Source organism: Methylorubrum aminovorans, from assembly GCF_022179725.1.
GTDB lineage: Bacteria > Pseudomonadota > Alphaproteobacteria > Rhizobiales > Beijerinckiaceae > Methylobacterium > Methylobacterium aminovorans.
This window is the reverse complement of sequence record NZ_BPRC01000001.1, coordinates 1001971-1026566: the sequence shown is the minus strand read 5'-3', so window position 1 is coordinate 1026566 and position 24596 is coordinate 1001971. Positions and strand designations below refer to the sequence as shown.

At 68.6% G+C, this 24596-nt stretch carries 34 protein-coding genes; 20 read left to right on the top strand and 14 right to left on the bottom strand.

The genetic code is table 11. The features are described from left to right. The first annotated feature begins 227 nt into the window (after positions 1 to 227). Positions 228 to 1343: a calcium-binding protein gene (locus MFF24_RS04950; RefSeq protein ID WP_238222839.1), complete on the top strand. Its 1116-nt coding sequence runs from the start codon at positions 228 to 230 to the stop codon at positions 1341 to 1343. A gap of 63 nt (positions 1344 to 1406) precedes the next feature. Here MFF24_RS04950 and MFF24_RS04945 read toward each other — a convergent pair whose 3' ends face one another. The 6 genes from MFF24_RS04945 to MFF24_RS04920 form a co-directional block, all read right to left on the bottom strand. Continuing rightward, positions 1407 to 1916, bottom strand: a complete 510-nt coding sequence (locus tag MFF24_RS04945) for a CYTH domain-containing protein (RefSeq protein WP_238222835.1) — start codon at positions 1914 to 1916, stop codon at positions 1407 to 1409. Positions 1917 to 2110: 194 nt separating this feature from the next. Next, positions 2111 to 3649, bottom strand: coding sequence for a CYTH and CHAD domain-containing protein (locus MFF24_RS04940; RefSeq protein WP_238222832.1), 1539 nt, complete (start codon positions 3647 to 3649; stop codon positions 2111 to 2113). Positions 3650 to 3748: 99 nt separating this feature from the next. Continuing rightward, a complete protein-coding gene (locus MFF24_RS04935) occupies positions 3749 to 5083 on the bottom strand; it encodes a leucine-rich repeat-containing protein kinase family protein (protein WP_238222829.1) in 1335 nt (444 codons plus the stop codon). A gap of 67 nt (positions 5084 to 5150) precedes the next feature. Beyond that, positions 5151 to 5804: an HD domain-containing protein gene (locus MFF24_RS04930; RefSeq protein WP_238222827.1), complete on the bottom strand. Its 654-nt coding sequence runs from the start codon at positions 5802 to 5804 to the stop codon at positions 5151 to 5153. Positions 5805 to 5975: 171 nt separating this feature from the next. Then, positions 5976 to 6476, bottom strand: coding sequence for a hypothetical protein (locus MFF24_RS04925; protein ID WP_238222825.1), 501 nt, complete (start codon positions 6474 to 6476; stop codon positions 5976 to 5978). 64 nt (positions 6477 to 6540) lie between these two features. Further along, positions 6541 to 7290, bottom strand: a complete 750-nt coding sequence (locus tag MFF24_RS04920; RefSeq protein WP_238222823.1) for a hypothetical protein — start codon at positions 7288 to 7290, stop codon at positions 6541 to 6543. Positions 7291 to 7340: 50 nt separating this feature from the next. Between MFF24_RS04920 and MFF24_RS04915 the strand changes: the two genes are divergently transcribed. Further along, entirely contained in the window at positions 7341 to 7667 is a 327-nt protein-coding gene (locus tag MFF24_RS04915) for a hypothetical protein (RefSeq protein ID WP_238222821.1), read from the top strand. Between the two features lie 18 nt (positions 7668 to 7685). On the opposite strand, the gene MFF24_RS04910 is transcribed toward MFF24_RS04915, so the two are convergent. Continuing rightward, positions 7686 to 8213 carry a hypothetical protein gene (locus MFF24_RS04910; RefSeq protein ID WP_108940930.1) on the bottom strand — a complete coding sequence of 176 codons (528 nt, stop codon included), beginning with the start codon at positions 8211 to 8213 and terminating at the stop codon, positions 7686 to 7688. A 6-nt stretch (positions 8214 to 8219) separates the two neighbouring features. Then, a complete protein-coding gene (locus MFF24_RS04905; RefSeq protein ID WP_486291465.1) occupies positions 8220 to 10340 on the bottom strand; it encodes a M48 family metalloprotease in 2121 nt (706 codons plus the stop codon). A gap of 515 nt (positions 10341 to 10855) precedes the next feature. Here MFF24_RS04905 and MFF24_RS04900 point away from each other — a divergent pair. From MFF24_RS04900 to MFF24_RS04870, 7 genes are read left to right on the top strand one after another with little or no spacing between them, the layout of a single operon-like run. Then, positions 10856 to 11152 (top strand): DUF8820 family protein, encoded by a 297-nt coding sequence (locus tag MFF24_RS04900; RefSeq protein WP_238222819.1) that lies wholly within the window; start codon positions 10856 to 10858, stop codon positions 11150 to 11152. A 23-nt stretch (positions 11153 to 11175) separates the two neighbouring features. Next, entirely contained in the window at positions 11176 to 12186 is a 1011-nt protein-coding gene (locus tag MFF24_RS04895) for a DUF6745 domain-containing protein (RefSeq protein ID WP_238222817.1), read from the top strand. 54 nt (positions 12187 to 12240) lie between these two features. Next, a complete protein-coding gene (locus MFF24_RS04890) occupies positions 12241 to 13167 on the top strand; it encodes an STM4015 family protein (RefSeq protein ID WP_238222816.1) in 927 nt (308 codons plus the stop codon). After that, positions 13164 to 14309 carry an STM4014 family protein gene (locus MFF24_RS04885; protein WP_238222815.1) on the top strand — a complete coding sequence of 382 codons (1146 nt, stop codon included), beginning with the start codon at positions 13164 to 13166 and terminating at the stop codon, positions 14307 to 14309. Before MFF24_RS04890 ends, MFF24_RS04885 begins: the two co-directional genes overlap by 4 nt. Continuing rightward, positions 14306 to 15109, top strand: a complete 804-nt coding sequence (locus MFF24_RS04880) for an STM4013/SEN3800 family hydrolase (protein WP_238222814.1) — start codon at positions 14306 to 14308, stop codon at positions 15107 to 15109. The genes MFF24_RS04885 and MFF24_RS04880 overlap by 4 nt, the downstream gene beginning before the upstream one ends. Beyond that, the gene (locus MFF24_RS04875) at positions 15106 to 16449 is read left to right on the top strand and encodes an STM4012 family radical SAM protein (RefSeq protein ID WP_238222813.1); all 1344 of its coding nucleotides are present in this window, start codon (positions 15106 to 15108) and stop codon (positions 16447 to 16449) included. The genes MFF24_RS04880 and MFF24_RS04875 overlap by 4 nt, the downstream gene beginning before the upstream one ends. Positions 16450 to 16451: 2 nt before the next feature. After that, positions 16452 to 17426 (top strand): STM4011 family radical SAM protein, encoded by a 975-nt coding sequence (locus MFF24_RS04870; RefSeq protein WP_238222812.1) that lies wholly within the window; start codon positions 16452 to 16454, stop codon positions 17424 to 17426. A 38-nt stretch (positions 17427 to 17464) separates the two neighbouring features. Here MFF24_RS04870 and MFF24_RS28800 read toward each other — a convergent pair whose 3' ends face one another. Beyond that, on the bottom strand, positions 17465 to 17593 hold the full coding sequence (locus MFF24_RS28800; protein ID WP_283214474.1) for a hypothetical protein: 129 nt from the start codon (positions 17591 to 17593) through the stop codon (positions 17465 to 17467). A gap of 466 nt (positions 17594 to 18059) precedes the next feature. Between MFF24_RS28800 and MFF24_RS04865 the strand changes: the two genes are divergently transcribed. The 11 genes from MFF24_RS04865 to MFF24_RS04815 all read left to right on the top strand — a co-directional run bounded on the left by MFF24_RS04865 (position 18060) and on the right by MFF24_RS04815 (position 22240). After that, complete coding sequence (locus tag MFF24_RS04865; RefSeq protein WP_238222811.1) at positions 18060 to 18569, top strand: hypothetical protein; 510 nt, start codon at positions 18060 to 18062, stop codon at positions 18567 to 18569. A 314-nt stretch (positions 18570 to 18883) separates the two neighbouring features. Then, positions 18884 to 19138 (top strand): hypothetical protein, encoded by a 255-nt coding sequence (locus MFF24_RS04860; protein WP_238222810.1) that lies wholly within the window; start codon positions 18884 to 18886, stop codon positions 19136 to 19138. A 2-nt stretch (positions 19139 to 19140) separates the two neighbouring features. Beyond that, the gene (locus MFF24_RS04855) at positions 19141 to 19356 is read left to right on the top strand and encodes a hypothetical protein (protein WP_238222809.1); all 216 of its coding nucleotides are present in this window, start codon (positions 19141 to 19143) and stop codon (positions 19354 to 19356) included. Positions 19357 to 19359: 3 nt separating this feature from the next. Further along, positions 19360 to 19617, top strand: a complete 258-nt coding sequence (locus MFF24_RS04850; protein WP_238222807.1) for a hypothetical protein — start codon at positions 19360 to 19362, stop codon at positions 19615 to 19617. Then, entirely contained in the window at positions 19614 to 19859 is a 246-nt protein-coding gene (locus tag MFF24_RS04845; RefSeq protein ID WP_238222804.1) for a hypothetical protein, read from the top strand. The genes MFF24_RS04850 and MFF24_RS04845 overlap by 4 nt, the downstream gene beginning before the upstream one ends. Next, positions 19852 to 20109 carry a hypothetical protein gene (locus tag MFF24_RS04840; protein ID WP_238222803.1) on the top strand — a complete coding sequence of 86 codons (258 nt, stop codon included), beginning with the start codon at positions 19852 to 19854 and terminating at the stop codon, positions 20107 to 20109. The genes MFF24_RS04845 and MFF24_RS04840 overlap by 8 nt, the downstream gene beginning before the upstream one ends. Positions 20110 to 20523: 414 nt before the next feature. Next, positions 20524 to 20745: a hypothetical protein gene (locus tag MFF24_RS04835; protein WP_238222802.1), complete on the top strand. Its 222-nt coding sequence runs from the start codon at positions 20524 to 20526 to the stop codon at positions 20743 to 20745. A gap of 10 nt (positions 20746 to 20755) precedes the next feature. Then, positions 20756 to 21001, top strand: a complete 246-nt coding sequence (locus MFF24_RS04830) for a hypothetical protein (protein ID WP_238222800.1) — start codon at positions 20756 to 20758, stop codon at positions 20999 to 21001. Next, a complete protein-coding gene (locus tag MFF24_RS04825; protein ID WP_238222799.1) occupies positions 20998 to 21159 on the top strand; it encodes a hypothetical protein in 162 nt (53 codons plus the stop codon). The genes MFF24_RS04830 and MFF24_RS04825 overlap by 4 nt, the downstream gene beginning before the upstream one ends. A gap of 233 nt (positions 21160 to 21392) precedes the next feature. Continuing rightward, on the top strand, positions 21393 to 21917 hold the full coding sequence (locus tag MFF24_RS04820) for a hypothetical protein (protein ID WP_238222797.1): 525 nt from the start codon (positions 21393 to 21395) through the stop codon (positions 21915 to 21917). Further along, positions 21914 to 22240, top strand: a complete 327-nt coding sequence (locus tag MFF24_RS04815; protein ID WP_238222796.1) for a hypothetical protein — start codon at positions 21914 to 21916, stop codon at positions 22238 to 22240. Before MFF24_RS04820 ends, MFF24_RS04815 begins: the two co-directional genes overlap by 4 nt. Here the strand turns inward: MFF24_RS04815 and MFF24_RS04810 are convergent, their stop codons facing one another. The 5 genes from MFF24_RS04810 to MFF24_RS04790 form a co-directional block, all read right to left on the bottom strand. After that, on the bottom strand, positions 22241 to 22774 hold the full coding sequence (locus MFF24_RS04810) for a hypothetical protein (RefSeq protein ID WP_238222795.1): 534 nt from the start codon (positions 22772 to 22774) through the stop codon (positions 22241 to 22243). 1 nt (position 22775) lies between these two features. Further along, a complete protein-coding gene (locus MFF24_RS04805; protein WP_238222793.1) occupies positions 22776 to 23045 on the bottom strand; it encodes a hypothetical protein in 270 nt (89 codons plus the stop codon). Between the two features lie 14 nt (positions 23046 to 23059). After that, positions 23060 to 23464: a hypothetical protein gene (locus MFF24_RS04800; protein ID WP_238222790.1), complete on the bottom strand. Its 405-nt coding sequence runs from the start codon at positions 23462 to 23464 to the stop codon at positions 23060 to 23062. 197 nt (positions 23465 to 23661) lie between these two features. Continuing rightward, the gene (locus tag MFF24_RS04795) at positions 23662 to 24099 is read right to left on the bottom strand and encodes a hypothetical protein (RefSeq protein WP_238222788.1); all 438 of its coding nucleotides are present in this window, start codon (positions 24097 to 24099) and stop codon (positions 23662 to 23664) included. Next, complete coding sequence (locus MFF24_RS04790; protein WP_238222787.1) at positions 24099 to 24401, bottom strand: hypothetical protein; 303 nt, start codon at positions 24399 to 24401, stop codon at positions 24099 to 24101. The genes MFF24_RS04795 and MFF24_RS04790 overlap by 1 nt, the downstream gene beginning before the upstream one ends. Between the last annotated feature and the right edge of the window lie 195 nt (positions 24402 to 24596).

Here is a 24596-nt window from a genome sequence, read left to right as displayed (position 1 = left end):
ATCGGAGGTTTCTCTGAACCCGCGCTGGCTTCAGGTCTTCAATCAATGCAATGGCGATTCGATTTCGTTTCTTCGATTTATTTTGACCTGCGCCCGACTGAGTTCTGGCGAATCGGCGATATCTAAGTTCTTGATTTAATATTAGTTTAACTCCGAAGCGTGCCTGCGAGGCCTCGGGCTGAGCGGTAGAATCCTCGAATTAGAGCTCTGGACCGAAAGCGCAAGCCATGCCGACGATCAACGGAACGAAGCAGGCCGATACCTTGCTGGGCACGGACGATGACGACGTCATCGACGGGCGCGGAGGCAACGACAGTCTGATCGGTGGGGCTGGGAGCGACACCCTGTACGGAGGATCCGGCGACGATCGTCTCGACGGCGGCGACGGCACCGATGTCCTGTGGGGCGGCAGTGGCCGGGATACGCTGATCGGCGGCAGCGGCGACCTCCTCTACGGGGAGAGCGGCGACGACGATTTCGTCCTGCTGCCGCCTCAGCCGGGTATTCCCTTGGACAGGACCGAAGCGTTCGGCGGATCCGGCGATGACAGCTTCACGGGTTCGGGGTCCTACAACTTCCGCCTGACCCTGCACGGCGATGCCGGTCGCGACAGCTTCACCTTCGACTTCCTTCAGGCGAGCCGTCTGGAGGGGGGAGACGGACGCGACACGTTCGACATCAACACGATGTCGAGCGGCACGCTGTCGGGCGACGACGGCAACGACAGCATCCGGATCGGCAGTGCGCTGGGCACGATCCACGGCGGCAACGGCAACGATACGATCGCGATCGGCTCCGCCAAATCCACCGCCTACGTCTATGGCGACGCCGGCAACGACACCATTTCGGTCAATGTCGGGCGCGCGGTGGTCGAGGGCGGCGAGGGCAACGATCACCTCACCGGCGGCTACGATCGCTACGTGTCGAGCCAGTTCTACGGAGGGGCCGGCAACGACATCCTCACCAGCCGCGGGCACAACATTCTCGATGGCGGCGAGGGACGCGACACGCTGGAGAGCGGGGCCTATCAGAACGTGATGACCGGCGGCGCGGGCGCAGATCGCTTCGTCTACGGCGATCTCGTGCAACGGGACATGATGAGCGCCGACACCATCACCGACTTCTCGGTCGCATCGAAGGACAAGCTGGACTTGTCGGGCTTGCTTGCCAAAGTCGGCGCATCGGCCGATCCCTTCGGCGACGGATGGCTGTCGCTCGCCCTTGTCGATGGATCGACGGAAATCCGTTTCGACAGCGATGGCGGCGCGGACAACTTCCAGACGCTCGTCGTTCTCCAGGGCGTCGATCTCATCGATCAGCAGAGCGCGGCATTGATTGTGTGAGCTGAGCCGCCGCCCCACGACACCGAGGCGGTCGCGGGGCCGGGCGCGAGCTGAGTCGGCTTCTCACAGCGGCAGGGCGAGCACCTCTTCCGGGGTGACGCGGCGCCCCTCGTCACCGAAGCGGCGCAGCAGGGCCGATTGGCGGAAGCGTGGATCCCCCGTCACCTCCGTTCCGAGCCATGGCGGGCGATCGAAGGCCTGCCCCTCGTGACCAAGCTCCACCTCAGCCAGGATCAACCCGGTCAGGGTCCCACCGTAGACATCGACTTCCCAGACCAAGCCGGCATAGGGCACGCAATGGCGTGTCTTCTCGATGAAGCAGGTCTCGCAGACGAGGCTCATCATCGATTCCGCGTCGGCGCGCGGGATCTCGTACTCGAATTCGGGTCGCCCGAGGCCGACGCGCTCGCCCTTGACCGTCAGCCACGCGCGGCCCTCATCGAGCCGAACCCGCACCTTGTTCCCTGTCGCGAACTGTCCGATCAGACCATCCGTGAGGCGACGGCGCGTGGTGACGCCCGCCTGCCAACCATCGTCGGCGACAAGGAATTTACGCTCGACCTCAAAACGCATTACCGCGAAAAACTTTGGCAGCGGAAACGTTCCGCCCCTTGGGCCAAACTCCGTTACGGCAGAGCTTGATTGCGGACAATCAGGTTTCGCGCAGGTCAAGGCTGCAACCTGAGCCGAGTGAGAACCCGGTTCGCTCCATTGACAGAGGAGCCGGGTTCGCGTCGCGCCCGGCTCCGTTGGTGGCCGGCTTCGCCTCAGCGCCAGAACGGTTTGGTGTCGACGAGCTCTTCGTGCGCCTCGGCCGCCGCCTCCAAGAGCGTACGGGTGCGTGCCTCGATATCGGCCGCGGTCATCCCGGCGGCGAACAGGGTCGAGGCGCCGGCGGGCACGTCGGTGAGATCGCGCATCAACTCGTGGCCGGTGGCGATGTCGTTGAGCGCGCCGAGATGATCCTGCAGGTCCGAGAGCGCCTTGCCGAAGGCGGAGTGGCGCTTGCCGGCCTTCTTGCCGGGGAAGAGCGCGGCGAAGAACTCGGCCCCGTAGCGCAGCTTCTTGGCGGCGATGCGCACCCGGTGGCGCTCCTCGGGCTCAAGGTCGTCGAGATGGCGCCCGCGCCGCTTCACCTGACGCCGCCGCCGGTCGAGTTCGCGGGCGGCGAAGACGCGGGCCGGCTCTTCGCGCAGGGCGGTGCGGCCGGGGCTCTTCTCCCGCAGCCAGGGCCCGGCATTGATCCAGCCGACGAGGTCCAGCAGCAGCATCCGCCACGCATCCGATTCGAGCAAGGCGGCGATGTCGCGATAGGCCTTGGCGCGCTCCTCCTCGAGCTGCCGCTCCAGGCCGAGCAGGCCGGTCTCGTCGGGGTGCCGCTCGCGCTCCGCCGGGAGGATCGTGGCGAGGAAGACGTCGAGGTTGCGCGCCCGGCCGAGCGGCTCGGTGACCTCCTTCAGTTCGGTCCGGATGCGCACGCCGAGGGGATCGTCCACGAGGTCGCCGAACAGGGAGAAGGCGGAGCGTAGGCGGCGGATCGCGACGCGCATCTGGTGCAGGGCATCGGCGTCGCGGCCCCTGAGCAGAATGTCCTCGTTGATGCGCATCTGGCGCAGGCAGGCATGCGCCACGGAGCGGAAGGCGTCGGCCGCGCTCATGTCCTCGCGCAGCGGCACGGGCTCGGCCTTGCGCACCTTGTCGAGCTTGCCCATGGCCAGGGCGTAGCCGCGCTCGGCCTTGCTGCGCACGCCGATGCGGACCGGCACGAGATTGGCGATGGCCTGGGCGAGGGCGAACAGATCGCTCGCCGTCCCGTCCTTTAATTCGAGTTCGACTTCGCAGATTGGCACGATGCGGTCGCCCGCAGCGGGTGCCTCGATCCGGCCGGTGTCGAGGGCGACCTCGATGCGCGACCCGCCCTGCTCGACGAGATAGGTCCGCCGGGTCACGCGCGTGATGAAGAGCGGCTCCAGCGCCGCGTCGGCCTCGACGTGGCGCGCGAACGGGGTGTCGGCCAGCGCCGCCCGGTCGGGTTCGGAGCGCTCCACCGGATGCTCCCATTCCGGCCGGTCGAACAGCCCGTCACCCTCGGCCTTCAGGGTCTGGACGAAGCGGCCACCGCTCTCGCGCACCCGCAGGCCGAGCTTGGCCGCGAGCAAAAGCCGATCGGACGTGTCGAAGTAGACCGAGGCGAGTTGCGCTTCCCCCTGCACCGCCGCATCCCGCAGGAGCGGATGATCCTGCAGGGTGGCGAGGTCGGAAGGCTCGCATTCCAGCTTCAACTCGATCTCGCGCGGGTCGCTCATGCGGTTTCGTCCTGCTCCTCGTGAAGGTTGTGGCGGCGGTGAGCGTGCATCCTGCCGCATCGTCCGGGACAGACACAACGCGTCTGAGCGCGTCATGGATCACGCATCAGCGTGACGATCCGGCGACAGAAGCGCGGAGAGTGTCTCCACGACCTCCGCCATCGCGGGCCGCGCCCGCGGGTCAGCCTGGCAGCAGACCCGTTCCAGCGCCCGCAGCGCGGTGGCCTCCCGAGGTTCCTCCGCGCAGCGGTCGAGCAACTCGCCGAACAGGAGGCCCCAGGCACGGATCTCGACGCGCTGCCAGGGCATGCCGGCCTCGCCGCATGGCAGCCGGGAGGCGGCCCCGAAATCGCTCAGCACCGCCTCGCCCGCGCTCCCATCCCAGAGGGTATTGTGCGCGTAGAGGTCGCCGTGCAGCACGCAGCGGCCGTGGAGATGGGCCGCGGCTCGGGCGATTCCGGCCGCGATCCGCAAGGCCGTCGCCGGCGCCAGGGCGAGGTCGGGGGCGTAGACGTCGCGGCTGCAGCTCTCCAGGCTCGGAGGCCCGGCCAGAACCCGCCAGCCCTCCGGGATCAGCGGCATCAGCAGACCCTGCTCGCCGTCCGGATGCCCCTCGATCCGGCCGAGGGCGCCGGTGAGATGGGGGTGGCGACCGGCGGCGAGGCAGGCTTCCATCTCGCGCTCGGGCAGCCCGTCGCTGGTCATCCGGCCCTTGAACAGCTTGACCGCGACGGCTTGCACCCCGCCGGCGGTCCGCCACGACGCCCGGTGAATCCGTCCCGAGGCGCCCTCGCCGAGGCACGGGCCGAGATCGAGCGCGCCCCACGGTACGCCCGGCACAGGCGACGGCGTGGCCGCGCCATCGAGGGGATTGCCGGCCCAGGCGATCCAGGCGAGGCGCGGCAGGCCTGTGAGCCAAGCGGGCAAGGCCTCGAAGCGATTGGCGGAGAGGCGCAGCAATTCGAGGTTCGGTGCGCCTCCGAGCGAGGCTGGTAGGGTCCGCAGGCGATTGCCCGCCAGCATCAGCTTCTGCAGGTGCGGGCGTTTGCCGATCGCGTCGGGCAGGTGCTCGATCCGGTTGTCGGTCAAGGTGAGCCAGCGCAGGGCCGGCGGCAGCGCCTCGGCCGGCACTTCGCGCAAGCCGGTGGCGCGAAAGCCGATCTGGCTCAGGGCCGGGCAATCCCCGAGGGCCGGCGGGAGCCGCTCGAAGCGGTTGCCCGAGCCGAACAGGACGCGCAGCCGCTTGAGTCGGCCGATGTCGTCGGGGAGTTGCGTAAGGCCGCAGCCGCTGAGGTCGAGCACCTCCAGGGTTTCGGCAAGGCCGAAGATCTCGGGCGGGAATTCGCTCAGGTCTCCGGCAAAGCGCAGCACCCTGGCCCCGGCGAGGTCGCCGCGGCGAAGGGCGTGCAGCGTGGGAGTCGGTGGGGCGTCCATGGGTTCTCGCGTCGTTTCCGCCGGGGATGGCTGCCGGGCGCCCGGCCGTCCACCGCTTCAGCGGGCATCATTCAACCGACGGCCGGTCGGCGCGAAGCGCGTGCAGCTCGGCGACGAGGTTGGCGCGGGCCGACGTCTCGAGGCGTTCGCGGAAGGGGTCGGTCTGGTAGAGGCGCGGTCGGGCGAGAAAGCGGTCGAGCACGGCCGCCCGGCCGATGCGCCACGCCGCGTCGGGAACTGCGGCATACTCGCATCGGATCGCCGCGGCATAGGCTTCGTAGACCGGGCGAGCGGCACCCAGCACCGCGAGATCGAGGTCCAGCATCAGCCGCGTCGCCGGATCGGCACTCGGCCCGTGCGCGGCGGTGGCCCGGATCATCGCCTCCGCCGCCCGGATCGGATCCGAATCCGCTTGGGGCCCGGCCTGGGCGCGCAGCAGGTCGGCGCTGCGCGCCTCGTTGTCGGCGCGGGCCGTGTCGTAGACCGCATCGTGGTAGACGATCGCGAGGTCGATGGCATCGTGATCGAGTTCGGCGAAGTCCGGGAGGGCTCGCACCGCGTCGTGCCCCTGAAGCAGGTCGGCGATGTGGCGCCAGCCGTGATAGTGGCGCGCAGCCTCGCCATACCCGGCATCGAGCGCCCGCCACGCCGCCTCCGCGCCGGCCGCTCCTGTGGTTCGAGCCCAGAGTCCGTCGAAGCGCTGTCGCAGGCGGTCGTCCATGGCGGGCCTCAGTTCACGCGGTGACAGGTCGAGGTGGCCTCGGCGTTGCCGCGCAGGCCGTAGGCCCCCGAACGGAGAGCCGGGCCGGCCTGGCCGCACCGCACAGGGCGAGCGCGGCCAGGCCGGAGACGGCGCCGCGGCGCGGAGCCCCGAGAGCCCCGGCCTTCAGGGTCACAGGTTCTTCTCAAGCACCTTCACCACCGCCTCCACCCGATCCTTGAAATCGGCGACGTTCGAGAACGGCCGCCAATTCACGTCGAGGACACCGCCGTCGAACTTCAGACCGTTCGGGTAATTCGAGGCCGGCGCCGTCTTCTCGTCGAAGCGGATGCGGATCGATTTGAGCTTCGCCTGCAGCGCATCCCGGCCCATCTTGTCCTTGCCGACCTCCTTCAGACCGGCGGCGAGCGGCTCGAAGATCGTCTTCTCGAAATAGCCTTCGTCCGAATAGTATTTCGCGTCGCCCGGCAGGGTGATCTGGTCCCACGCCACCTCGACCGGCACGGGAAAGCCGGCGGCCTCCTGGATCGCCTTTTCCTGCGCCGGGTAGCGGCTCTCGCGATAGGCGGCGATGGCCCGGCGCTCGGCGAGCCCGATCGTCGGTTCGGCCCAGGCTGCGGAGGCGCAGAGCAGGGTCGCGGCGGCGGCGAGAGCGTTGCGGCGTGAGATCATGCGGCGGGTTCTCCTCGATGGGCGGCCCGCATCGCGGGCACGGGGGTAAAGGGCGGGGGCGCCGTCACGGCGTCGGCAGGCATCGCACCGGACCGTCGGCCTCGACGGTGAGGCTGCCGCTCCAGACGAGCCGCACCGGGAAGGAGACGATGCTCGGGGTATCCTCGGGAGCCTTCCCGGCCCGGTAGGCCTGGGCGCAGGCCTTGGCCGGCACCGGCAGGGTCGCGACGGGGGCCGTGATCTTTTCCTCGCGCACGATCCGCGCCCAGCAGGCCGCACCCTCTTGCGGGATCGAGCAGGCGCCCTGCACACCGCGGCGGAAGCCGAGCCGCAGCGTCGGACCCTCGGCCGCGAAGCGGTCGATGCCGTCGTAGGTCGTCGTGTCGGTGAACAGCCTGCGGCCGGTCCCGGCATCGATCACCGAGAAGGGCATCGTGCCGTTGGTGCTCGCATCCTCGAACACGAGGAACCCGTCCGCCCGCCCGATGAAGCGCTGGGCGCCGGTTTCCAGCCTGCGCGCGTTGACGCCGGGGGCGGCGCGACAGTCCACGGGCGGACCGCCACGGATCGGAATGAGCGCCGCATCCCCGGGCTCGGGGGTGTCGGTGTCGCTCTCGCGGATGACGAGATCGGGATAGCGGGTACAGGTGATCTGTCGGCCCTCCGCATCCGTGGCCGTCTCGACCTTCACGGGCGGATCGAAGCGCGCCGCGTTCCAGCCCTCGGCGACGGCCGGGGCCGCAGCGAACGAAGCGACGAGAAGTGCGACACGAGCGATGCAGGCGGGGAGCGGTTGGGCGCGTCTGAATCTCACGTCGAATCCCTGCTAAGCGGAGGCGCAACCCTCGCTGGATGAATGGGACGATGACCCGATCGTGGACCGCCGCCGTGCTCTTCGCTGGGCTGACCCTCGCGAACCTGCCAGCCTCGGTGCGAGCCGAACCGGCGATCTCGCCCGAGGCCCGGAAGAGCCTGCCCGCCGCCGTCGTGGCCTATCTGGACCGGCGGAGGGAGTGCAGCCACTGGTCCGGAGAGGACGCCTACGATGCGGCCCGCGGTCGGCAGATCGCCGCCGCCGTCAAGAGACTGCGCTGCGACGACATCGAGGCGGACGAGACGCGGCTGCGGCAGCGATACGGCCGCGATCCGGCGGTGCGGAGGGCGCTTGACGGGGCCGCGCATGCGGACTGATCCGGCCGGGATCCTCCGTCACCCGGCCGCACCGGAGGCGGCGCGCCGGTTGCGGACTAGCGAGAGGAGCGCCCCGAAGATGGCCGCCGCGAGTGCGCCCATGATCACCACGAGGGTGATCGTACGGTTCCACAGCCGCTCGAGGCCGAGATCGGTGGTGATGAGATCCGGGCGCGCCGGATCAGCCATCGGCCCGGCGCTGAAATCGCCGACGTGCAGGCCTGCGAACACGTAGTTCACCCGGCGCGTCACGGTGCCGGTGGGCCGGCGCAAGGTGAGGGTCAGGTCGCAGATGTGGATCGCGATCTTGGAGCTGCATTTGCCGTCGCTGATCCGGGCTTCCGCCACCGGCACGGCCGTCTCGCGGACCTGCCAGTCCGAGATCAGGGCCGGCGCCGTGTAGATGGCGCAGGCCGCGAGCATGGCCCCGAGCGCCACGACGCCGAACAGGACCCAGAAGGTCGCCATCCAGCCGTGGCGTTGGGGCGGCAGGCGCAGGGGCTCGGCCCTCTCGACGGGGTGAGCGCGCTCGGGAGATGCGGTCATGCGGCCTCAGGCTGGCTGTGGTTCGGAAGGTGATGTCCGTGCGCTCTCGGCGAGGAGGCGCCGAGCCTGCTCCGCCATCTGGTAGCGGCCGATCAGGTCGGCGAAGTCCTGCGGCTTCATCCCGCGCGGCAGGCCGATCGGGAGCGTGATGATGCGGCGCTTCGGATCGAGCTTGGTTCCGTGTCGGCCGGGCAGACGCTGCGGCCAGTCCGCCTCGGGTGGTAGCAGCAGGCGCGTGAGGATGCCGGTCTGGTTGAACGTCATGTCGAGGTCGGCGATCGAATCCCACGGGATCGTCCGGTCGAGCCCCGGTGCCTTCAGCCCCTTGGGGCTGAGGGTCAGCGTCACGGGTTCGCCCCGGCGCAGGATGAGCGCACCGGCCCCGCCCAGGAGCGCACCGAGGCCGAGGGCCGTCGCGAGGACGACGCCGTTGTCCTTCGGCGAAATTCCCGGCACGCCGAACACGGCGATCGCGAGCGCGATGACGGCGAAGAGGCCGCCGCCCACCGCCAGCGCGATCCCGCGCGGACGGTAATTCGCGCGCAGCACCCGCTCCTCGGTGCCGACCTCCGCCGCCGTCGCCTCGAGATGGGCGCGGTAGGCCGCGTCCTGCGCCCGCAGCGCGCCGAGGAAGTCGTCGGTCGCGGCCCGGCTGAGCCCGGCCGGGTCGGCGAAATAGGCGGCGAGCTGCCCCAGAGCGTGGGGCGGCGGCACGGCGCCGGCCGCGGACAGGAGATCCGCGTCGATGGTGCGCCCGAGGGCGGCGACGCGCTCGCGGGTCGGCGGGTGGGTGTCGGTCGGGTGGGCCTGCTCCTCCTGCCAATGCGCCGCCGGATCGTCGAGCCCGGCCTGGATCGTGCGGTCGAGGGCTGCGGCCACGAGGTCGGGCAGTGCGGCATCCGGCGCGTCCGCCGCGGCCTGAAGGGTCTCGGCGATGCGCGGCCCCACCGCGCCGGTGCGCAGCAAGGCCCGCGCCGAGGCATCGACCGAGGTCGCGCCCGCCCCCGCCGCGTCGGCCGCGAACTCGCGCGTCCGGCTCCAGTGGCGCACGGCGAGGTGGAAGCGCTCCATCACGAAGACGCCGAGGCGCAGCGATGGCCCGAGCAGCCCGAGCGAGCCCTGATGGCCTTCCGCCACCGCGTCGAGGGAGCGCTCGACGCCGGCATAGATCGGCAGGAAGCGCTGGCTGTAGGTGGTGTCGCCCCCGGCATAGTGGGCGAGTTCGTGGCCGATGATCGCCGCCACCTCGTCACCCCGCATCAGGGCGAGATAGGGCAGCGGCAGGTAGAGGATGCGGCCGGTGACCCGCGCCCCACCGGGCTCAAGCACCGCCGGGCCGGCGCTGACGAAGAAACCCTCGGTGAGCCCAACCACCACCGCTTCGGGCTTCAGGGCTCCGAGCCGCGCGGCGAGCCCATCGAGGAGGCGCCACAGGCCGGGTGCCTGTTCCGGCGTGACGGTCCGGCCGATGATCGGCAGCGGATCGGGCTCGAAGGCGCCGAGCGCCCGGCGCAAGCCGAGCACCGTGCTGCCGGCGACGAAGACAACGGCGCCGACCGCGACGACGGCGATCGCCAGGAGTTTCAGCGCGCCGCCGTCGAATCCGTCCTGAAGGAGGGCCGCCGCCTCGAAGGTCACAGCGGCGACGAAACTCGCCGTCGCCGCCAGAATTTGGAGCGAGAGCGCTGCAGGAAGGAACCGGCGCATCAGCGAGAAGCCGCGCACCAGAGCATCGCGCGACGCGCGGCCGAGGCGACCGAGGACGGCGCCGGCGAGCAGAACGAGAAGCGAGAGCGCGGCGGCCACCGCGCCGCCCGCGACAACGACCGGCGGCAGCAGGCGGCGCCAATCCATCAGCGTGGCGAGGTATCCGGCTTCGTCGCGGGCCTCGCGCGCCTTGTCCACGGCGAGCGGCCCGCCGTAATTGCGGCCCTCGTAGCGGAATTGCAGACGGGGATCGAAGCGCCCGTCCCGCGGCGCCCGCGCCTCCATCTCCGTCACGAGAACGCCCAGCCGCTGCCGTTCGGCCTCGAACGCGGCGTGATCGTCGGCGCCGCGCTGAACCTCCCACAGGCCGAGCAGCAGGAGGGCGAGCGGCAGCAGCACGGTGGCCGCGACGAGGCGCACTAAGGCACCCGGACGCGAACGCGCGGGCGAAGTCGTTGCGTCCGGGATGCTCAGCCTCCTGAAGCGCGAGCAGGCCGTCGCAGAGCCCGCATGCGGATAAGCCGGGCATTTGAGACATGCCGGCCGACGACAGTGACGACGACTCCGCAGATGTCGTCAGTTCCGAGCCCTTGAAGTCGTGCGCAGCACAGCGAATACCCGGATTGCTAGGATTTCTACCCTGCTGAGCCCGCAGGTCAACCGAATGTTGTCCTGCCAGCGGAGGGGCTGCCGTCCGGTGGGGCTTCGCGCCGGCTGTCGGGCGGATCAGGCTCAAGAGAAGCAGCGCGTCCGCCTGTCACCGGTTGACCGTCAATCGATCGCCGGGCTAGCCTTGTGGCGTCAGAGTATTGTCGTCGCGCAGCTCTGTCGAGGTATCGCCCTTTCCGGGCGCGCATCACGATCATGAGCCGGATAAAGAGCTGTGACCGGCTCTCAATTCGGCATTTGCTCTTGAGGAATGGGCGGAGACGCGCATGTGGCGACAGGGCGACATCTTCATCCGCGCGATTCCGGCGGTTCCGCAGGAGGCTGTGGCCCGGCCTCTGCCGCACACCGTGCTCGCTCACGGCGAGCTGACCGGCCATAGCCACCGCGTCGTCGATCCCGCCGCCCTGTTCGCCGGGGACGGCTGCTTCTACCTGGACGTGCGGGCCGATCGGGCCCGCGTCGTCCACGACGAGCACGGCACCATCACCCTCGACCGCGGCGTCTACCGGGTCTGGCGGCAGCGCGAATACACGCCGCAGCGCATCGTGACGGTGCAGGACTGAAGACGCCGGAGCAACGGCCGCCGATGAGAGCCACACCCGCAAAGGGCAGGACCGCCCGGCGCGTCCTGCGCCCGCAGGATACGCTCCCCGCCGACGCGGTGGGCCCCCTCGATCAGCTCGACATGCCGCGCAACGAGGCGGTGCATGCACTGCCGGACGGCCTCGTCTGCCACCACATCCGGGCGCCTGCGAGCCGGCTGGAAACGCTCGGCCACGGCATCGTTTGCCGGGAACTCGTGCTCGACGGCTCGGCCATTGCGCGGATCGACGACGGCAACGCGATCACCTACCGCCTCTCCGCCCGCGCCTGCCACCGGCTGAAGACCCTGCCGGCGAACTTGCGCGCCGGCATCGTCGATCTGCGCGACTGCCTTGCCCTGGAGACCCTGCCGTCCGGCCTGTCGCCGGCCTTCCTCGACCTCGAAGGCTGCTCGGCGCTGAAGGCGCTGCCCGACGATCTCTCCTTGCGCGGCGGGCGGCTCAACATCCGCGATTGCGCCCTGATCGGCGCCCTGCCGTCGCGGGGCTCGGTCGCCGCGCTCGACATCGCCGGCTGCAGGCGGATCGACCGCGTGCCGGAGGGCTTCCGCGTCACCTCGTGGATCGACGTCGCCGGTTCCGGCCTTACGGCGCTGCCGCCGCACCTGTCCGGGATCGGGCTGCGCTGGCGCGGGGTGCCGGTGGATGCGCGCATCGCCTTCCGGCCGCACGAGCTCGGCATTGCGGAGATCCTGAGTGAGCGCAACGCCGAGCGGCGGCGGGTGATGCTGGAGCGTTTCGGCTTCGAGACCTTCATGGAAGCGGCCGAGGCGGAAGAGCTCGACCGGGACCGCGACCCAGGCGGCGAGCGCCGGCTGCTGCGCGTCGAACTGGCCGGCGACGAGCCCCTCGTCTGCGTCTCGGTCGGCTGCCCCTCGACCGGGCGGCGCTACTTCCTGCGCGTCCCGCCGAGCATGAGAACCTGCCGCCAGGCTGTGGCCTGGACTGCCGGCTTCGATGACCCGGCCGACTACGCGCCGCTGGTCGAGACCTGACCTCGCCCCGACATCGCCCGCCGATGCAGGCGCCCAACGAGGAGCCGGAAACCGATGCCCTACGAGAACCTGACGACCTTCTTCGGCAAGCCGGTCGAGGATTTCCAAAACGGAATGGAGGCGTGGGACTTCGAGCGCGCGGTGCCGCGCTTTCGTGTCGAGTACGATTCCGAGGACAGCGTCCCGGAGATGCTCGGCCATTACGCGGCTTTGCCCGGCGCGGACGCCACCGACGCCCTCGTCATCGGCTACTGGCAGGGCGACGATTCCTCGGAAAGCTCGCAAGTGGTCGTGGAGGCCCTGGTCTCCTACGCCGAACGCTTCCCTAACCTGCGCGCTCTCTTCCTCGGCGACATCGTCTCGGAGGAGAACGAGATTTCCTGGATCAACCAGAGCGACCTCTCGGCGCTCTGGCCGGCCTTCCCGCACCTGGAGCACATGCAGGTGCGCGGCGCCACCGATCTCGCGCTTGGCCGGTTCGAGGCGCCGCGCTTGACCGCATTGATCGTCGAATCGGGCGGCCTGCCGCGCCGAGTGGTGCAGGAGGCGCTGGCCGCCGGGGCGCCGGAGCTGCGCCATTTCGAACTCTGGCTCGGCACCGACGAGTATGGCGGCGACAGCGCGCCGGAGGATTTCGCCGACCTCTTCGCCGGCCGAATTTTTCCGAAGCTCAACACTCTGGCGCTCCGGAACTGCGCCTATGCCGACGACCTCGCGGCGGCGGTCGCCACCGCCCCGGTTCTGGAGCGCGTCTCGACCCTCGACCTCTCGTTGGGCAACCTGACGGATGCGGGCGCCGAAGCCCTGCTCGCCGCGCCGGCGGTGGCGAGGCTGTCGCGGCTCGACCTGCACCACCACTTCCTCACCGAGGCGACGACGACCCGTCTCGCCGCGCTCGGGCCGGCGGTCGACCTCTCCGAGCAACAGGAGCCGGACGAGTATGCCGGCGAGACCTACCGCAACATCGCCGTCTCGGAATGATCCGCGCCGCCGGCTCGATCGATCCTTGCGTCATTCTCGGGATCGCGGGCGACGAGCGCACGCAGGGCTTCGGCGCCGCCCTGGTCCGGGCCGGGCACCCGCCCGCGACGGTGCTCGACTATGCCCGTTTCATCGAGGCGCCGGAGCGGCTCGGCGCCCTGTTCCCCGAGGGGCGCGGCCTGCTGCGCATCGATTCGCCCGGCGGCGAGCCGCGCATCCGCCAGGCCCTGCTGCGCCTCGTCGACGAGAACGCCGCCGAGGATCACGGCGAGGCGACGCGGCTGCGGCCCGATCACGCCGTCCAGCGCGGGCTCGCGGCGGCGCTCCGGCTCGCAAGCCGGGTCGTACCGCCGGGTGTCGCCCTGACCCACGAGGCCGAGACGGTCGCGCTGTTCTACGACAAGCGGGCCTGCCACCCCGCCATGGCCGCGCAGGGGCTGCCGGTACCCCGGGCGCTGCCGCCGTCCGGCTCCTTCGATGCGCTGGCGGAAGAGATGCGCGCGGCCGGACTCACCCGCGTCTTCGTCAAGCCGCGCTTCGGCTCGGGCGCCGCCGGCATCGCCGCCCTCACGGTTGCGCGCGACGGGATCGTGGCGGACTCCGCGGCCGAGCATGTGCCGGGCGCTGGAGCCGGCGTGCTGCACCATTCCCGCCGGATGCGGCGCTACCGCGGGCCCGCGGCCGTGGCGCTGGTCGACGCGATCCTGGCGCAGGACGCGCATGTGGAGCAGTGGGTGCCGAAGGCCGCGCTCGACGGCGAGCCTTGCGACCTGCGCGTGCTCATGGTCGGCGGCGAGCCCGCCCATATCGTGGTGCGCAAGGCCCGCGGCCCGATCACTAATCTCGACCTCGGCGGCCGCCGGGCGGAGGCGGAGGCGCTGCGCGCCCTGGCGTCGCCCGCCGCTTGGGAAGCAATACTGTCGGATTGCCGCCGCTTCGCGAGGCTGTTCCCGCAGACCTTCCACGTCGCCTTCGACGTGGCGCTGACGGTGGGCTTGCGCCGCCACGTCTTCTTCGAGGCCAACGCCTTCGGCGATCTGATCCGCCGCGTCCGGCACGAGGGGCTCGACCCCTACGCGTGGCAGGTCGCCCGCCTGCCCGGCTGGCTCGCCGCCCGCTGGCCGGTGGAGTGCGCCGCATGATCCGCGCCGCCGAATGCGTGGGCTCGCACGACATCCTGCTCGTGACGCTCGATTCCCTGCGCTACGACGTGGCCGCGACCGCGTTGGCGGAGGGGTGCACGCCGAACCTCGCCCGCCTTCTGCCGGGAGGCACCTGGGAGCGCCGCCACGCGCCCGGCAGCTTCACCTATGCCGCGCATCAGGCGATCTTCGCCGGCTTCCTGCCGACACCCGCCGAACCGGGGGCGCATCCGCGCCTCTTCGCATTGCGCTTCGAGGGCAGCCGCACCACCGGGCCGGACACCGCCGTGTTCGACGCGCCCGACATCGTCTCGGGGCTTTTCGCGCGCGGGTACCATACGCTGTGCATCGGCGGCGTCGGCTTCTTCAACAAGCGCACCCCGCTCGGCCGCGTCCTGCCGGACCTGTTCGCCGAGAGCCACTGGCACGGCGGCTTCGGCGTGCAGGCGCGGGACTCGACCGCAGCACAGGTCGGCTTCGCCGTGGAACGGATCGCGGCGCTCGATCCGAAGCGGCGGCTTTTCCTGTTCCTCAACGTCTCGGCGACCCACCACCCGACCCGCGCCTACCTGCCGGGCGCGGCGCGGGAGAGCGCGGCGACGCAAGCGGCGGCGCTGGCCTATGCCGACGGCGCCCTGCCCCCGCTCTTCGCAACGCTCAGGGCACGCGGGCCGGCCCTCTGCATCCTGTGCGCGGATCACGGCACCGCCTTCGGCGAGGACGGCTATCGCGGCCACCGCCTTGCGCATCCGACCGTGTGGGACGTGCCCTACGCCGAATTCATCCAGGAGGCGGCATGAGCATTGTCTTGAACAAGGCGGCGGCACTGCTCGCGGGGCCGGTCTATGGCGGCTACCAATATGCCTACCCGCACAAGACCGCCTATCGGCCGCTGCCGCGCCCGGTGCCCCTGCGCGAGGCCTGGGCGGCGGAGCCGAAGGACGGGCTGTTCCTCTACGTGCACGTGCCGTTCTGCGCGATGCGCTGCGGCTTCTGCAACCTGTTCACCCTGACCCGCGGCGAGGGCCGGGTCGCACCCTATCTCGACGCCCTTCGGCTCCAGGCCGAGACGGTCGCCGACAGCCTCGGCCGGTTCCGGGTGGCCCGCATGGCGCTCGGCGGCGGCACCCCGACCTTCCTTGAACCGGCCGACCTCGACCGCCTGCTCGCGGATCTGCGCGACATCTTCGGCGCCACGCCCCTGACGGTTCCGGCCTCGGTCGAGACCGCGCCCGGCACCACCACGCCGGAGCGACTCGCCGTCCTGTGGGCGCACGGAGTCGAGCGGATCAGTATCGGCGTCGAGTCGTTTCGCGACGACGAGGCGCGGGCGATGGGCCGGCCGCAAAGCCGGGGCAGCGTCGAGGCGGCGCTCGGCGCGATCCGCGGGGCCGGCTTCCCGGTCCTCAACATCGACCTGATCTACGGCGCGACCGGGCAGACTCCCGAAAGCTTCCTCGACTCCGTCGAGGCGGCGCTCGCCTGGAAGCCCGAAGAACTCTTCCTCTATCCCCTCTACGTCCGGCCGCTGACCGGGCTCGGCCGGCGCGGAGGCGCCGCCGAGGACGACCGCGCCTGGGACGCCCGCCGCCTCGCGATCTACCGCGCCGCCCGCGACCGGCTGCGGCACGCGGGCTACGCTCAGGTCTCGATGCGGATGTTCCGCCGGGCGCCGGAGGCCGTGTGGGGCCCGGCCTACGATTGCGCCCGCGACGGCATGGTGGGGCTGGGCGCCGGGGCGCGCTCCTACACCGCCGCCCTGCACTACGCGACCGCCTATGCCGTGGGGCAGCCGGGCGTCGCCGCCATCGTCGCTGACTACACCGCCCGCGATGCGGGACGCCATGGCCGGGCCGATTTCGGCGCGTGGCTCGACGCGGAGGATCGGCGCCGCCGCTTCGTGCTGATGCACCTGCTCCAGGCCGCCGGCCTGCAGCGGCAGGCCTACGCCGCGCGCTTCGGCACGGCGCTCCTCGACGACCTGCCGGAACTGGCCGATCTCGCGGAGGCGGGGCTGGCCACCCTCGACGCCGACCGCCTCGCCCTGACCGAAGCGGGCCTCGAACGCTCCGACGCGATCGGCCCCTGGCTCCAGACGGCGGGCGTGCGCGAGCGGATGCGCGCCTACGCGTTGCGCTGACCATGGCAGGCGCCCCACTCGACATCCTCTATCGGGGCCCGCTCGCGAGCTGCAACTACGCCTGCCCTTACTGCCCCTTCGCCAAGCGTCGGGACAGCCGCGAAACCCTGCGGCGCGACGCGGAGCAACTCGCCCGCTTCGTCGATTGGGCGGGCGGCCAGACCCAGCGCAGCCTCGGCATCCTGTTCACGCCCTGGGGCGAGGCGCTGATCCGACCGGCCTACCGCAGCGCGATGGCCGCCTTGAGCCGGATGCCGCATGTCCGGCGCGTGGCCGCGCAGACGAACCTGTCCTGGCCGACCGGCTGGCTCGATGGCTGCGACCCCGAGCGCGTCGCCTTCTGGTGCACCTTCCATCCGGGCGAGACGCCGCTCGACCGCTTCCTCGGGCGCTGCGCCGAGCTCGACGCGCGCGGCATCAGCTACAGCGTCGGCATCGTGGGCAAACGGGAGCATTTCGATGCGCTCGCCGCGCTCCGGCAGCGGCTCCGGCCCGAGATCTATCTCTGGGTCAACGCCTACCGCGACGAGGGGGCGACCTATTACGGGCCGGACGAGCTCGCGCTGCTCCGCGCCGTCGATCCCCTGTTCGACCTCAACCGCACCGGCATCCGCAGCCGCGGCCGGGCCTGCGCCACGGGGGAGAGCGTGGTCAGCGTCGATGGCGATGGCGAGGTTCGCCGCTGCCACGTGGTGCCGGCCCGGATCGGCAACCTCTACGACCCGGATTTTGACGCCGCCCTGAAACCGCGCCCCTGCCCGCTGGCGCAGTGCCGCTGCCATATCGGCTACGCCCACATGCCGCATCTCGGTTTTCGCGAGCTCTTCGGACCGGGGCTGCTGGAGCGGGCGCTGCCGCATCCGGCAGCAACCCTGAATGCGGGTGGAGCAACGGGCCCCGCGGGCCGCGCGAGGAGGTCATCATCGGCAACGCAATCGGCAACACCCTCAGCCGCGATGAGGTCGACGCCATCTTGAGGCGTTGTTACGGCCTGAAAGCTGTCAGCCGACAGCGTTCATCGGGCCTGCCACTCCACGGCCGGAATCCTGGCGACGTCCACCTCATCGGCGTGGGCATACGACCAGCCGAGATAGGCCGTGAGCAGGGCGGCAGAGGCGCAGAAGAAGACTGAGAAGCGTGGCATGGCGAGACCGTAGCACGGTTGCCAGGATCAGCGAGGCTGGCTGATTGATGCGTGTGGGTTATGGCACTCGTCGATCAAGCAGGTGGGAACTGACGGGCTTCGAGACTTAATCTCACGCCTTCCACCCCGTGGCTCTCGCGCCCTCATGACCAACACGTGGAGAGCGGCCTTTAGAGCGCCTTCCGATGAAGTGGATGCCGGCTCGTCGAAGAAAGCACGACAAAACAGAGATTTAGGGCCGTATCCGGCCATAAGCAATTAGATCGGATACGGCTTTCGGTGCTTCCGATCGAAGTCGGACATGAGCTGCCCGTGTTGCAGTCCCGACGCTGCCCGTTTCGGGCATAGAAAAACCCGCCAAGTCGTTGAACGGGCGGGCGAGATCTGTGGTGAGCGCGCTGGGACTCGAACCCAGGACCTACAGATTAAAAGTAATTTCGGCAGCGGAAATAGCGCGGAAAAAACAATGGCTGCGGTTTCCAGCGGCGCGCTCCCGAAGGGGCAGTTTGCCGAAGATGCCGCGAGTGGTTTGGAAACTTCTGAAAAGCCCGCGCCAGCATGGCGCGATGAGTTCCTAGCCGCCGGCTACAAGCCCTATCACGACAGCTTCAAGGCTCGTGGCGAAGAGCATGTGCCCGACGATCGGCGCATGTACGTTGGGTCGGTGCAGAAGCGCGTTCGTGATGCTCGCGGCACCCGCTACTTCTTGAACGTCGATCTCTACGACTTCACGATGCACCAAGGCGGGCGGCGCTCGGCCAGCGCAAACGTCCAATTCCAAATGTCCGACGAAGATTGGGGCGGCTGCGCGAACGTGGAGCGTTCGGTTGAGGGCTCTGTTGCCGAGACCGAAGCATGGTTCTGGGACCTCTGGCATCGCATGGGCTGGGGCTACTATGAAATCAATGACGCCAGCATGCCGGCCGCGAACAAGGCCACCCCCACCCCCGCCTGTTTCCGAACCGAGGGGGGGTGAGGATGGAAGACGATGTCCTGATCATGGAGTTGCGCGGCCTCGCCCGCGTGCTGGACACCGACAGCAGTCCGAGTGGCGCGGAAGCCGTCCGACAGGCAGTGGCAGAGATCAAGCGCCTCCGCGCCGAGGAAGCCCGCCTCAAAGGTGAATTTGTCCGGCGAGGCAACCGGACGTGCCCCTTCCCTGGCGCCGACTTGAAGCCGGAAGAGGCGTGCCCCGTCTGCGGCGACCTTGGGACGTGGGACGCCGAGAATTTGGCGCGTGAGAGCAACTGTGTTGAGCGCCCCCTACCCCGCAGTGAAGGAGCCTGAGCCATGAGCGATGGATGGTCCGAAGACCTGAACCTGTCCGCGACGGCACGGAGGCTGATCAACGACGATCCGGCGCTGAAGTCGCTGCTGTACGACCTCGACCTCCTGCCTGAGCAACTGCTTTCGCAGGACGAGAAAACGCCGGGCCTGATCAAGGCGTACCATCGGCTGTACGGCGTGCTGTATGCCTACCAGGCATTCCGTGATCTCCCGCCGAAGGAACCCGCCTCCACTCCTTCTCGTGCAGAGGGAGCGTGAGGATGGTTCTCCCCGCCACCGATCCGAAGTTGCTCGCCGCCCTCGAACGAGCCCGCAACCACGTCATGACGCCGGCCGAGCGTCACGCGCAGCGTCGATCATGGATCATCGGCGAGATGGGGATCGAGCATCCCGAGATGAGCCGGGAAGAGCTTGAGGCGCTGGCTGACCATGCCGTTGGCCCCTCCCCCTCCCCACCCCGCAGTGAAGGAGCTTGAGCGATGGGTGAGAAGACCGGCACTGCCGCAAACTTGGCCTGCGTGGACAAGCTGCTTCGCGAGATGTTCGAGGAGCACCACGAGAAGATGGAGGGCTTCCGGCACAAGGGTGACTACCTGATGGCTCAGTACCACGCCGGCCATAGTCAGGCGTACGGAGTGGCCGCGGGCATCATCCACGGCATATTCAACCCGGCAGCCGCCGCGCAAGAACTCGCCGCCCAAGACCCCGCCCTCTCTCGGGAAGGGGATGGGAGATGAGCGAGGGCGTCCCGACTTCCGACATGCACTTCTGCGGCGAGCCCACCGCTGATGGCGACGCAGCCGCCGAGTACCTGCGGCATTGGTACGAGGCCAACCGCGAGACGTGGTGGGACCGCCGCAAGCGACCGCCGCTGAACAACCCATGGGCCGACAACCTGATGCTTGGCCTCTACGACGAAGTGCTGCGGATCGAGGAAGAGAAGCAGCGGCAGCTTAATGCGAGGGCGAGCAATGTCTAAGCGCATCCACCTCTGCAATGGCTACCATGCCGAGCCGGGCGAGACGCCAGGACATCTCCACGATGTCTACGCGACGATCCCGCCGCTCGGAGGCAACAAGCGCGTTCACGTCGGCACGCTATCGAAGGCTGCTGTCGAGGCATGGGCGGCGCTCGACACTGAGCGCGTCGGGCTGCTTGGACGGCTGAACGTCCATAGGGCTTCCCCCTCTCCGCTTGCGGCTGAAGGGAAATCGGAGGGCGAGCCGTGAGCGTCAGGGATGAGCGCGCGAAGCGTGAAGACGCGAAGCGGCTGAACCCGTAGGGCGCCAGCCCGGCCCGAAGGGGACGCCCTAATCTCATGCATCCCCTGAGGTTAGGGGGAGGGCTTGGAAGAACGAGCCGCAGAGGCTTCTCGGCGCTCAACCTCGGCCTCAAGGCACTTCCTGAGGAAGTCCGACATCTCGCCGTCAGGGAACACGATCCGAACCCGGCGCAACAGGCTCTCCGTCAGACGGATCGTCGTCTTCACGGTCGGGTCTTTCGGCTTGAGCGGAGGGCGTCCCATTGTCCGCTCGCTATCGTATGGCGGAATTTGTCGCAAGGGAGCCTCTTTTTCGTATGGCGCTTATTGACACATAGCGTATGGCGGTTATTATGTCCATATCGAACGACGGAGACACCCTATGGCCCTCACCGACCGCGACATCATCCTCTTTGCCCGCGACGCGGTTTTCGAGGGCGCCATTTCCGATGCTGCCAAGAACGTCTGCGCCCGCAACGCCCTGGCCTGCTACGATGCTGCTCAGCAGGCGGTGCGCGAGAGCGGCTACCGCGTCACCCAGCGCGTCAAGGACGGCATCTGGGCCGAGCTTCAGCGGCTCTCTTCCTTTCGGCTGGCGGCCTGAGGAGGAGGCGATGGTTGGCATCACCACCCCTAATTTTGAGCCACACCTTGTCCCGCTTGATGAGGCTGGCAACCGCTGCGAAAACCGCAAGGCGCTCTACTGGGCCGTGGTGATGAAGACCGGCCCCGGTCAGTACGACTGGCTGACTGACAAGCTGCTCGGGAAGCCCCGAGCCGCGCGGGAGATGCGCCGCATTCGCGAAGAGATGGCTCGGCTCTGGTGGGAGAAGCACTGCGCGGGCCGGAGCCAGTCATGAAGCTGGCACTGCTCCTCTGCGGCACGGGCTTCGGCTGCTTCATCTCGCTGTGGGCGGCGCTCGTTCACCCCGTGGCGCCGCTCATGCTGTCTCTTGGGTTCGGTTTTGGCGCCATGTGGGTGCTCTCATCGGCCCGTCATGCTGGAGGCTCCAAATGACCGAGGCGAGCTACAATCCGTGCGATGCCGGGAAGCTCATTGCTACCATACGCAAGCAACCGAACGGCTCTGTCATCGTCCGGCTAGGAGTGACTAGCCGCCCTGGGCGCATCCTTGCGGCAACGACATTTTACGATGCCGCCTACGCTGATCGGCTCGTTGCGGCGATCAACGAGATGGCGTCTCGGCCTGACCCCGCCGCCTAGCCTGCCACAGAGAGAAGGGAGAGAGGGATGGCCCTTTCCGCCGAAGTCAAAGCCGTCACCGCGTGGCTGTCAGATCAGATGTGCCGCGTGGAGGAGCCGCTAGTTTGCGGCTTCTCAAACTCGCTGGGCGAGGACGGCGCCCGTCGTCTCCTGGCCGTGATGGATGGCGTCACAGAGCACCCGACGAACAACACGCTTCAGAAGCTCGGCGCCTTTGATCGCAAGACGAAGGTCAACAAGCACACGGCCACCCATTGGGGCTATCTGCGCGGCGTGATTGAGGCGCTAGACGCGGCCGGGCATACGGATGCCGCCGACGTGCTGGTCTGGCAGGTCTGGCATCGGGTGAACAGCGCGGCCCGCCACGACGAGTTCTATCGCCTCGTCTTGGAGGAGAAGGCCGAGGTCGAAGCCGAGAACGCTCGCCTGATGCGACTGCTGGCGGATGGCCCGGCCAACCCGCAGGAGTGCGCAGAGTTCTGCCGCACGGCTCGGGATGACGGCGACGGCAATCCCTGCCTCGACTGCGATCAAGAGAGGTTCACGCTGTGAGTGAGCGCTACGAGAAGGCCCGCGCCATCGAGCCGGGGAATTGCCGATGGGTTTCCAAAAAGCAGAACATGAACAACAAGCGCGGCAACGTCGTCGTCACGTACCGTGGCCGAGAAGTCTCGATTGAGGATGCCGTTCAGATGGCCGGCGGCGTGGTCGGCTACGCCACCGCCATTTCCCGCATTAGAAAGCAGGGGTGGACGGTTGCAGATGCCGTTGAGACGGCCCCGCTTACGCAGGCAGAGCGCTTCTCGTCCGAGGCGCGGGCTGGAGTGCTGGCACGGGCGCGCCTTAATGGTTCTGGCGAGGCTAGAAAGCGCTAACTAGTTTACGGGCAAGCAGGTTTGCAGCCATGAGGCGACGAGCCGAAAGTCTGGTCTAAGCACCAGTAGAAGGTAGCCCAACACGACAGAAATGCCGACAAGGGCGGCCAGTTGAGGCCATCGCACTGCGGGCGGTGTACGCTCCTGATCCCTTGGGGCCATCAGCACGAATGCTTGGCCGAGGACCACAAGCCAAAGACAAAACGCGTTAATATTTGACACAACCATCCAGGGCGGGAACCCCGCGCCGCGCCAGACGAGCAGCCACATTGCGCTGCCGAGCAAGCCGAGTTCGCGGAAGAACGTGCCGAGGATGTATTGCTGCGCCGAGACGGGCTGATCCGCGAGGGTGAGGCTTCGGATCGCCTTCACGCACGAAGCGACAATGGCGAACCCTAGCACGATCATGAACACGCGCAGCCATTCGGTCTGCACGTTGGTCGGCAGGAACGGAGCGACAGCCCAATAGAGGCCCGCGCACCCAAAGCCGATCCAGATGGTGAGGCTACGCTTAAAACGAGCGGCGAACGTCACTCTAGTGCCCCTCCAAAATCCGGATCACGTCGTTCACTGCCGCGAGGCTGGGATCTCGCATCGCCTTCTCACGAAGACGGTTTTCCCGCGCCGCCCGACGCCTGCGTGTGTCCGCAATCGTAGCCACCAACGCCTGCCGCTCGGCGTCGGAGCGCTCTTTGATCTCTTCCGCAGAGGCTTCGACCCGGCTGCTGATGGCCGAATTCTCGGCTAGGATGGCGTTCAGGCGCTCCGGAGAAACCTCAGTGCGCTGGGGCCATAACCACGACATGAGCCGTCTCCCGATCATGCCGCCCCCTGACGCTTAGCCAGAAGCTCCATCACAGCGTTAACCGCCGCCTTGTGGTTGTTGGTCGAGTGCCGAAGCTCTGAGATTTCCTTGGCTGTCTCTGCGCCTTGCTCGCGCATCGTTTCGGCTGCCGTCGCTTGGGCGGCCTGCATCCGATCAAGGGCGCTGGCGTAGCTCGCGATGGCTGACGTGCTGTTGGCCGCGATGGTGGCGATCTGGACCTTAAGCTCGGCGTTCTGGTCCTGAAGCTTCATGTTCCGCCAGAAGACCACGCCGAGCGCGATCGCCAGGAGGACGCAGAACGCGCCGACCGCCTGATATTGCATCAGAGAGTCAGCGGCTTGCCCTGCGGCTTTGATGGCCTCTGCGGTCTGCGCCTGCGCTTCCGTGACGAGGAGCACGATTAGCGCCGCGCCATCTGCAGGCGTCGGCTCCCAGCGCCTCCCGCTCGTGTGTGGCGGATCAGCACTTGCGAGTCGGAGCATCGATGCGGGATCAATCGTTCAGCCATTGCGCCCTCAGTTGGCGTGGTGGTCAGGGGCTGGCCGCTTGGCGTCCAAGCTTCGCGGCTGGCCCCGCCTGCTTCGGGAGAAGAGGGTTAGCGGCGGGCGACTGCTGCCGCGCCGGTTCGGATGGCCTGCACCACAGGGGCGACCACGAAAAACGAGAGCAGGATCTTGCCCTGCCAATCATCGTAGGGCGGCGGCGGGGCCGGCACGCCCCATGAGCCGATGACATGAGAGCCCCACGGCGTCCAGAACGGCAAGCTGTCGAGGTAGACGCCGGCCGCATGCAGAGCCGGCGGTATGGCGATCAGGTAAACGATCCAGGGGTAGGCGGCCTGCGATGCCACCTTCAGTTTGTTCGCCTCCACGACGCTTTGCAGGGTCGCGAGATCCCGTTGCTTGTCGGCCTCGATGCCGGCGACGGCGATGTCTCTTCCGCTGGCGTCACGCTGCCTGAAGTAGGCCAGCACCGGCTCCGCGATACCGGAGCCAAGCAGCTTGACGAGGAAGCGGCCCAGCAGCGCGAGCATCACTGCCCCTCGTGCGAGGGCTGCACCGTCGTCTGAACGGTCTCAGAGGGCGAGAACCACTGCCGCAGGATGATGTTGGCGACGTTCACGGCCACCATCCACCAAAGCGCGTTCTCGGCCGAGACGATGCCCGAGAGGTTGATCGTCTGGAGGTATGCGAGCACGGCTAGGATCGTCGTGGCAACACCGTTGATGGCGTTCAGCAGCACGATCTTGAACGGCCGGCGCTTGACGATGGTCGTTGTGACCGTCGCGGCCGGTGCCGGCGTGGCAACGGTGATCGGCGGCAACTGGTCGGGCATGTCGGTGTCTCGTTCTGGAGGTGCGCGGCAACCGGCCAGCGCGGGCGGTGTCGAAAGCGAAGCGGGTTTACCCGTTCCGAAGCGAAATCAATGGCTTGGTGGGGTGTCGAGTGTGTGCAAAAAATGCACGGACTGCCTCACCTGAATGACACCCACGCCATCCAGAGCAGCGCGCAGCCGATGGCGAAGAGGACG

Bases quoted from the DNA above. Each gene is read 5' to 3' on its own strand.
- MFF24_RS04950 (WP_238222839.1), top strand. From the start codon at position 228: ATGCCGACGATCAACGGAACGAAGCAGGCCGATACCTTGCTGGGCACG.
- MFF24_RS04945 (WP_238222835.1), bottom strand. From the start codon at position 1,916: ATGCGTTTTGAGGTCGAGCGTAAATTCCTTGTCGCCGACGATGGTTGG.
- MFF24_RS04940 (WP_238222832.1), bottom strand. From the start codon at position 3,649: ATGAGCGACCCGCGCGAGATCGAGTTGAAGCTGGAATGCGAGCCTTCC.
- MFF24_RS04935 (WP_238222829.1), bottom strand. From the start codon at position 5,083: ATGGACGCCCCACCGACTCCCACGCTGCACGCCCTTCGCCGCGGCGAC.
- MFF24_RS04930 (WP_238222827.1), bottom strand. From the start codon at position 5,804: ATGGACGACCGCCTGCGACAGCGCTTCGACGGACTCTGGGCTCGAACC.
- MFF24_RS04925 (WP_238222825.1), bottom strand. From the start codon at position 6,476: ATGATCTCACGCCGCAACGCTCTCGCCGCCGCCGCGACCCTGCTCTGC.
- MFF24_RS04915 (WP_238222821.1), top strand. From the start codon at position 7,341: ATGACCCGATCGTGGACCGCCGCCGTGCTCTTCGCTGGGCTGACCCTC.
- MFF24_RS04910 (WP_108940930.1), bottom strand. From the start codon at position 8,213: ATGACCGCATCTCCCGAGCGCGCTCACCCCGTCGAGAGGGCCGAGCCC.
- MFF24_RS04900 (WP_238222819.1), top strand. From the start codon at position 10,856: ATGTGGCGACAGGGCGACATCTTCATCCGCGCGATTCCGGCGGTTCCG.
- MFF24_RS04895 (WP_238222817.1), top strand. From the start codon at position 11,176: ATGAGAGCCACACCCGCAAAGGGCAGGACCGCCCGGCGCGTCCTGCGC.
- MFF24_RS04890 (WP_238222816.1), top strand. From the start codon at position 12,241: ATGCCCTACGAGAACCTGACGACCTTCTTCGGCAAGCCGGTCGAGGAT.
- MFF24_RS04885 (WP_238222815.1), top strand. From the start codon at position 13,164: ATGATCCGCGCCGCCGGCTCGATCGATCCTTGCGTCATTCTCGGGATC.
- MFF24_RS04880 (WP_238222814.1), top strand. From the start codon at position 14,306: ATGATCCGCGCCGCCGAATGCGTGGGCTCGCACGACATCCTGCTCGTG.
- MFF24_RS04875 (WP_238222813.1), top strand. From the start codon at position 15,106: ATGAGCATTGTCTTGAACAAGGCGGCGGCACTGCTCGCGGGGCCGGTC.
- MFF24_RS04870 (WP_238222812.1), top strand. From the start codon at position 16,452: ATGGCAGGCGCCCCACTCGACATCCTCTATCGGGGCCCGCTCGCGAGC.
- MFF24_RS28800 (WP_283214474.1), bottom strand. From the start codon at position 17,593: ATGCCACGCTTCTCAGTCTTCTTCTGCGCCTCTGCCGCCCTGCTCACG.
- MFF24_RS04865 (WP_238222811.1), top strand. From the start codon at position 18,060: ATGGCTGCGGTTTCCAGCGGCGCGCTCCCGAAGGGGCAGTTTGCCGAA.
- MFF24_RS04860 (WP_238222810.1), top strand. From the start codon at position 18,884: ATGAGCGATGGATGGTCCGAAGACCTGAACCTGTCCGCGACGGCACGG.
- MFF24_RS04855 (WP_238222809.1), top strand. From the start codon at position 19,141: ATGGTTCTCCCCGCCACCGATCCGAAGTTGCTCGCCGCCCTCGAACGA.
- MFF24_RS04850 (WP_238222807.1), top strand. From the start codon at position 19,360: ATGGGTGAGAAGACCGGCACTGCCGCAAACTTGGCCTGCGTGGACAAG.
- MFF24_RS04845 (WP_238222804.1), top strand. From the start codon at position 19,614: ATGAGCGAGGGCGTCCCGACTTCCGACATGCACTTCTGCGGCGAGCCC.
- MFF24_RS04840 (WP_238222803.1), top strand. From the start codon at position 19,852: ATGTCTAAGCGCATCCACCTCTGCAATGGCTACCATGCCGAGCCGGGC.
- MFF24_RS04835 (WP_238222802.1), top strand. From the start codon at position 20,524: ATGGCCCTCACCGACCGCGACATCATCCTCTTTGCCCGCGACGCGGTT.
- MFF24_RS04830 (WP_238222800.1), top strand. From the start codon at position 20,756: ATGGTTGGCATCACCACCCCTAATTTTGAGCCACACCTTGTCCCGCTT.
- MFF24_RS04825 (WP_238222799.1), top strand. From the start codon at position 20,998: ATGAAGCTGGCACTGCTCCTCTGCGGCACGGGCTTCGGCTGCTTCATC.
- MFF24_RS04820 (WP_238222797.1), top strand. From the start codon at position 21,393: ATGGCCCTTTCCGCCGAAGTCAAAGCCGTCACCGCGTGGCTGTCAGAT.
- MFF24_RS04805 (WP_238222793.1), bottom strand. From the start codon at position 23,045: ATGTCGTGGTTATGGCCCCAGCGCACTGAGGTTTCTCCGGAGCGCCTG.
- MFF24_RS04795 (WP_238222788.1), bottom strand. From the start codon at position 24,099: ATGCTCGCGCTGCTGGGCCGCTTCCTCGTCAAGCTGCTTGGCTCCGGT.
- MFF24_RS04790 (WP_238222787.1), bottom strand. From the start codon at position 24,401: ATGCCCGACCAGTTGCCGCCGATCACCGTTGCCACGCCGGCACCGGCC.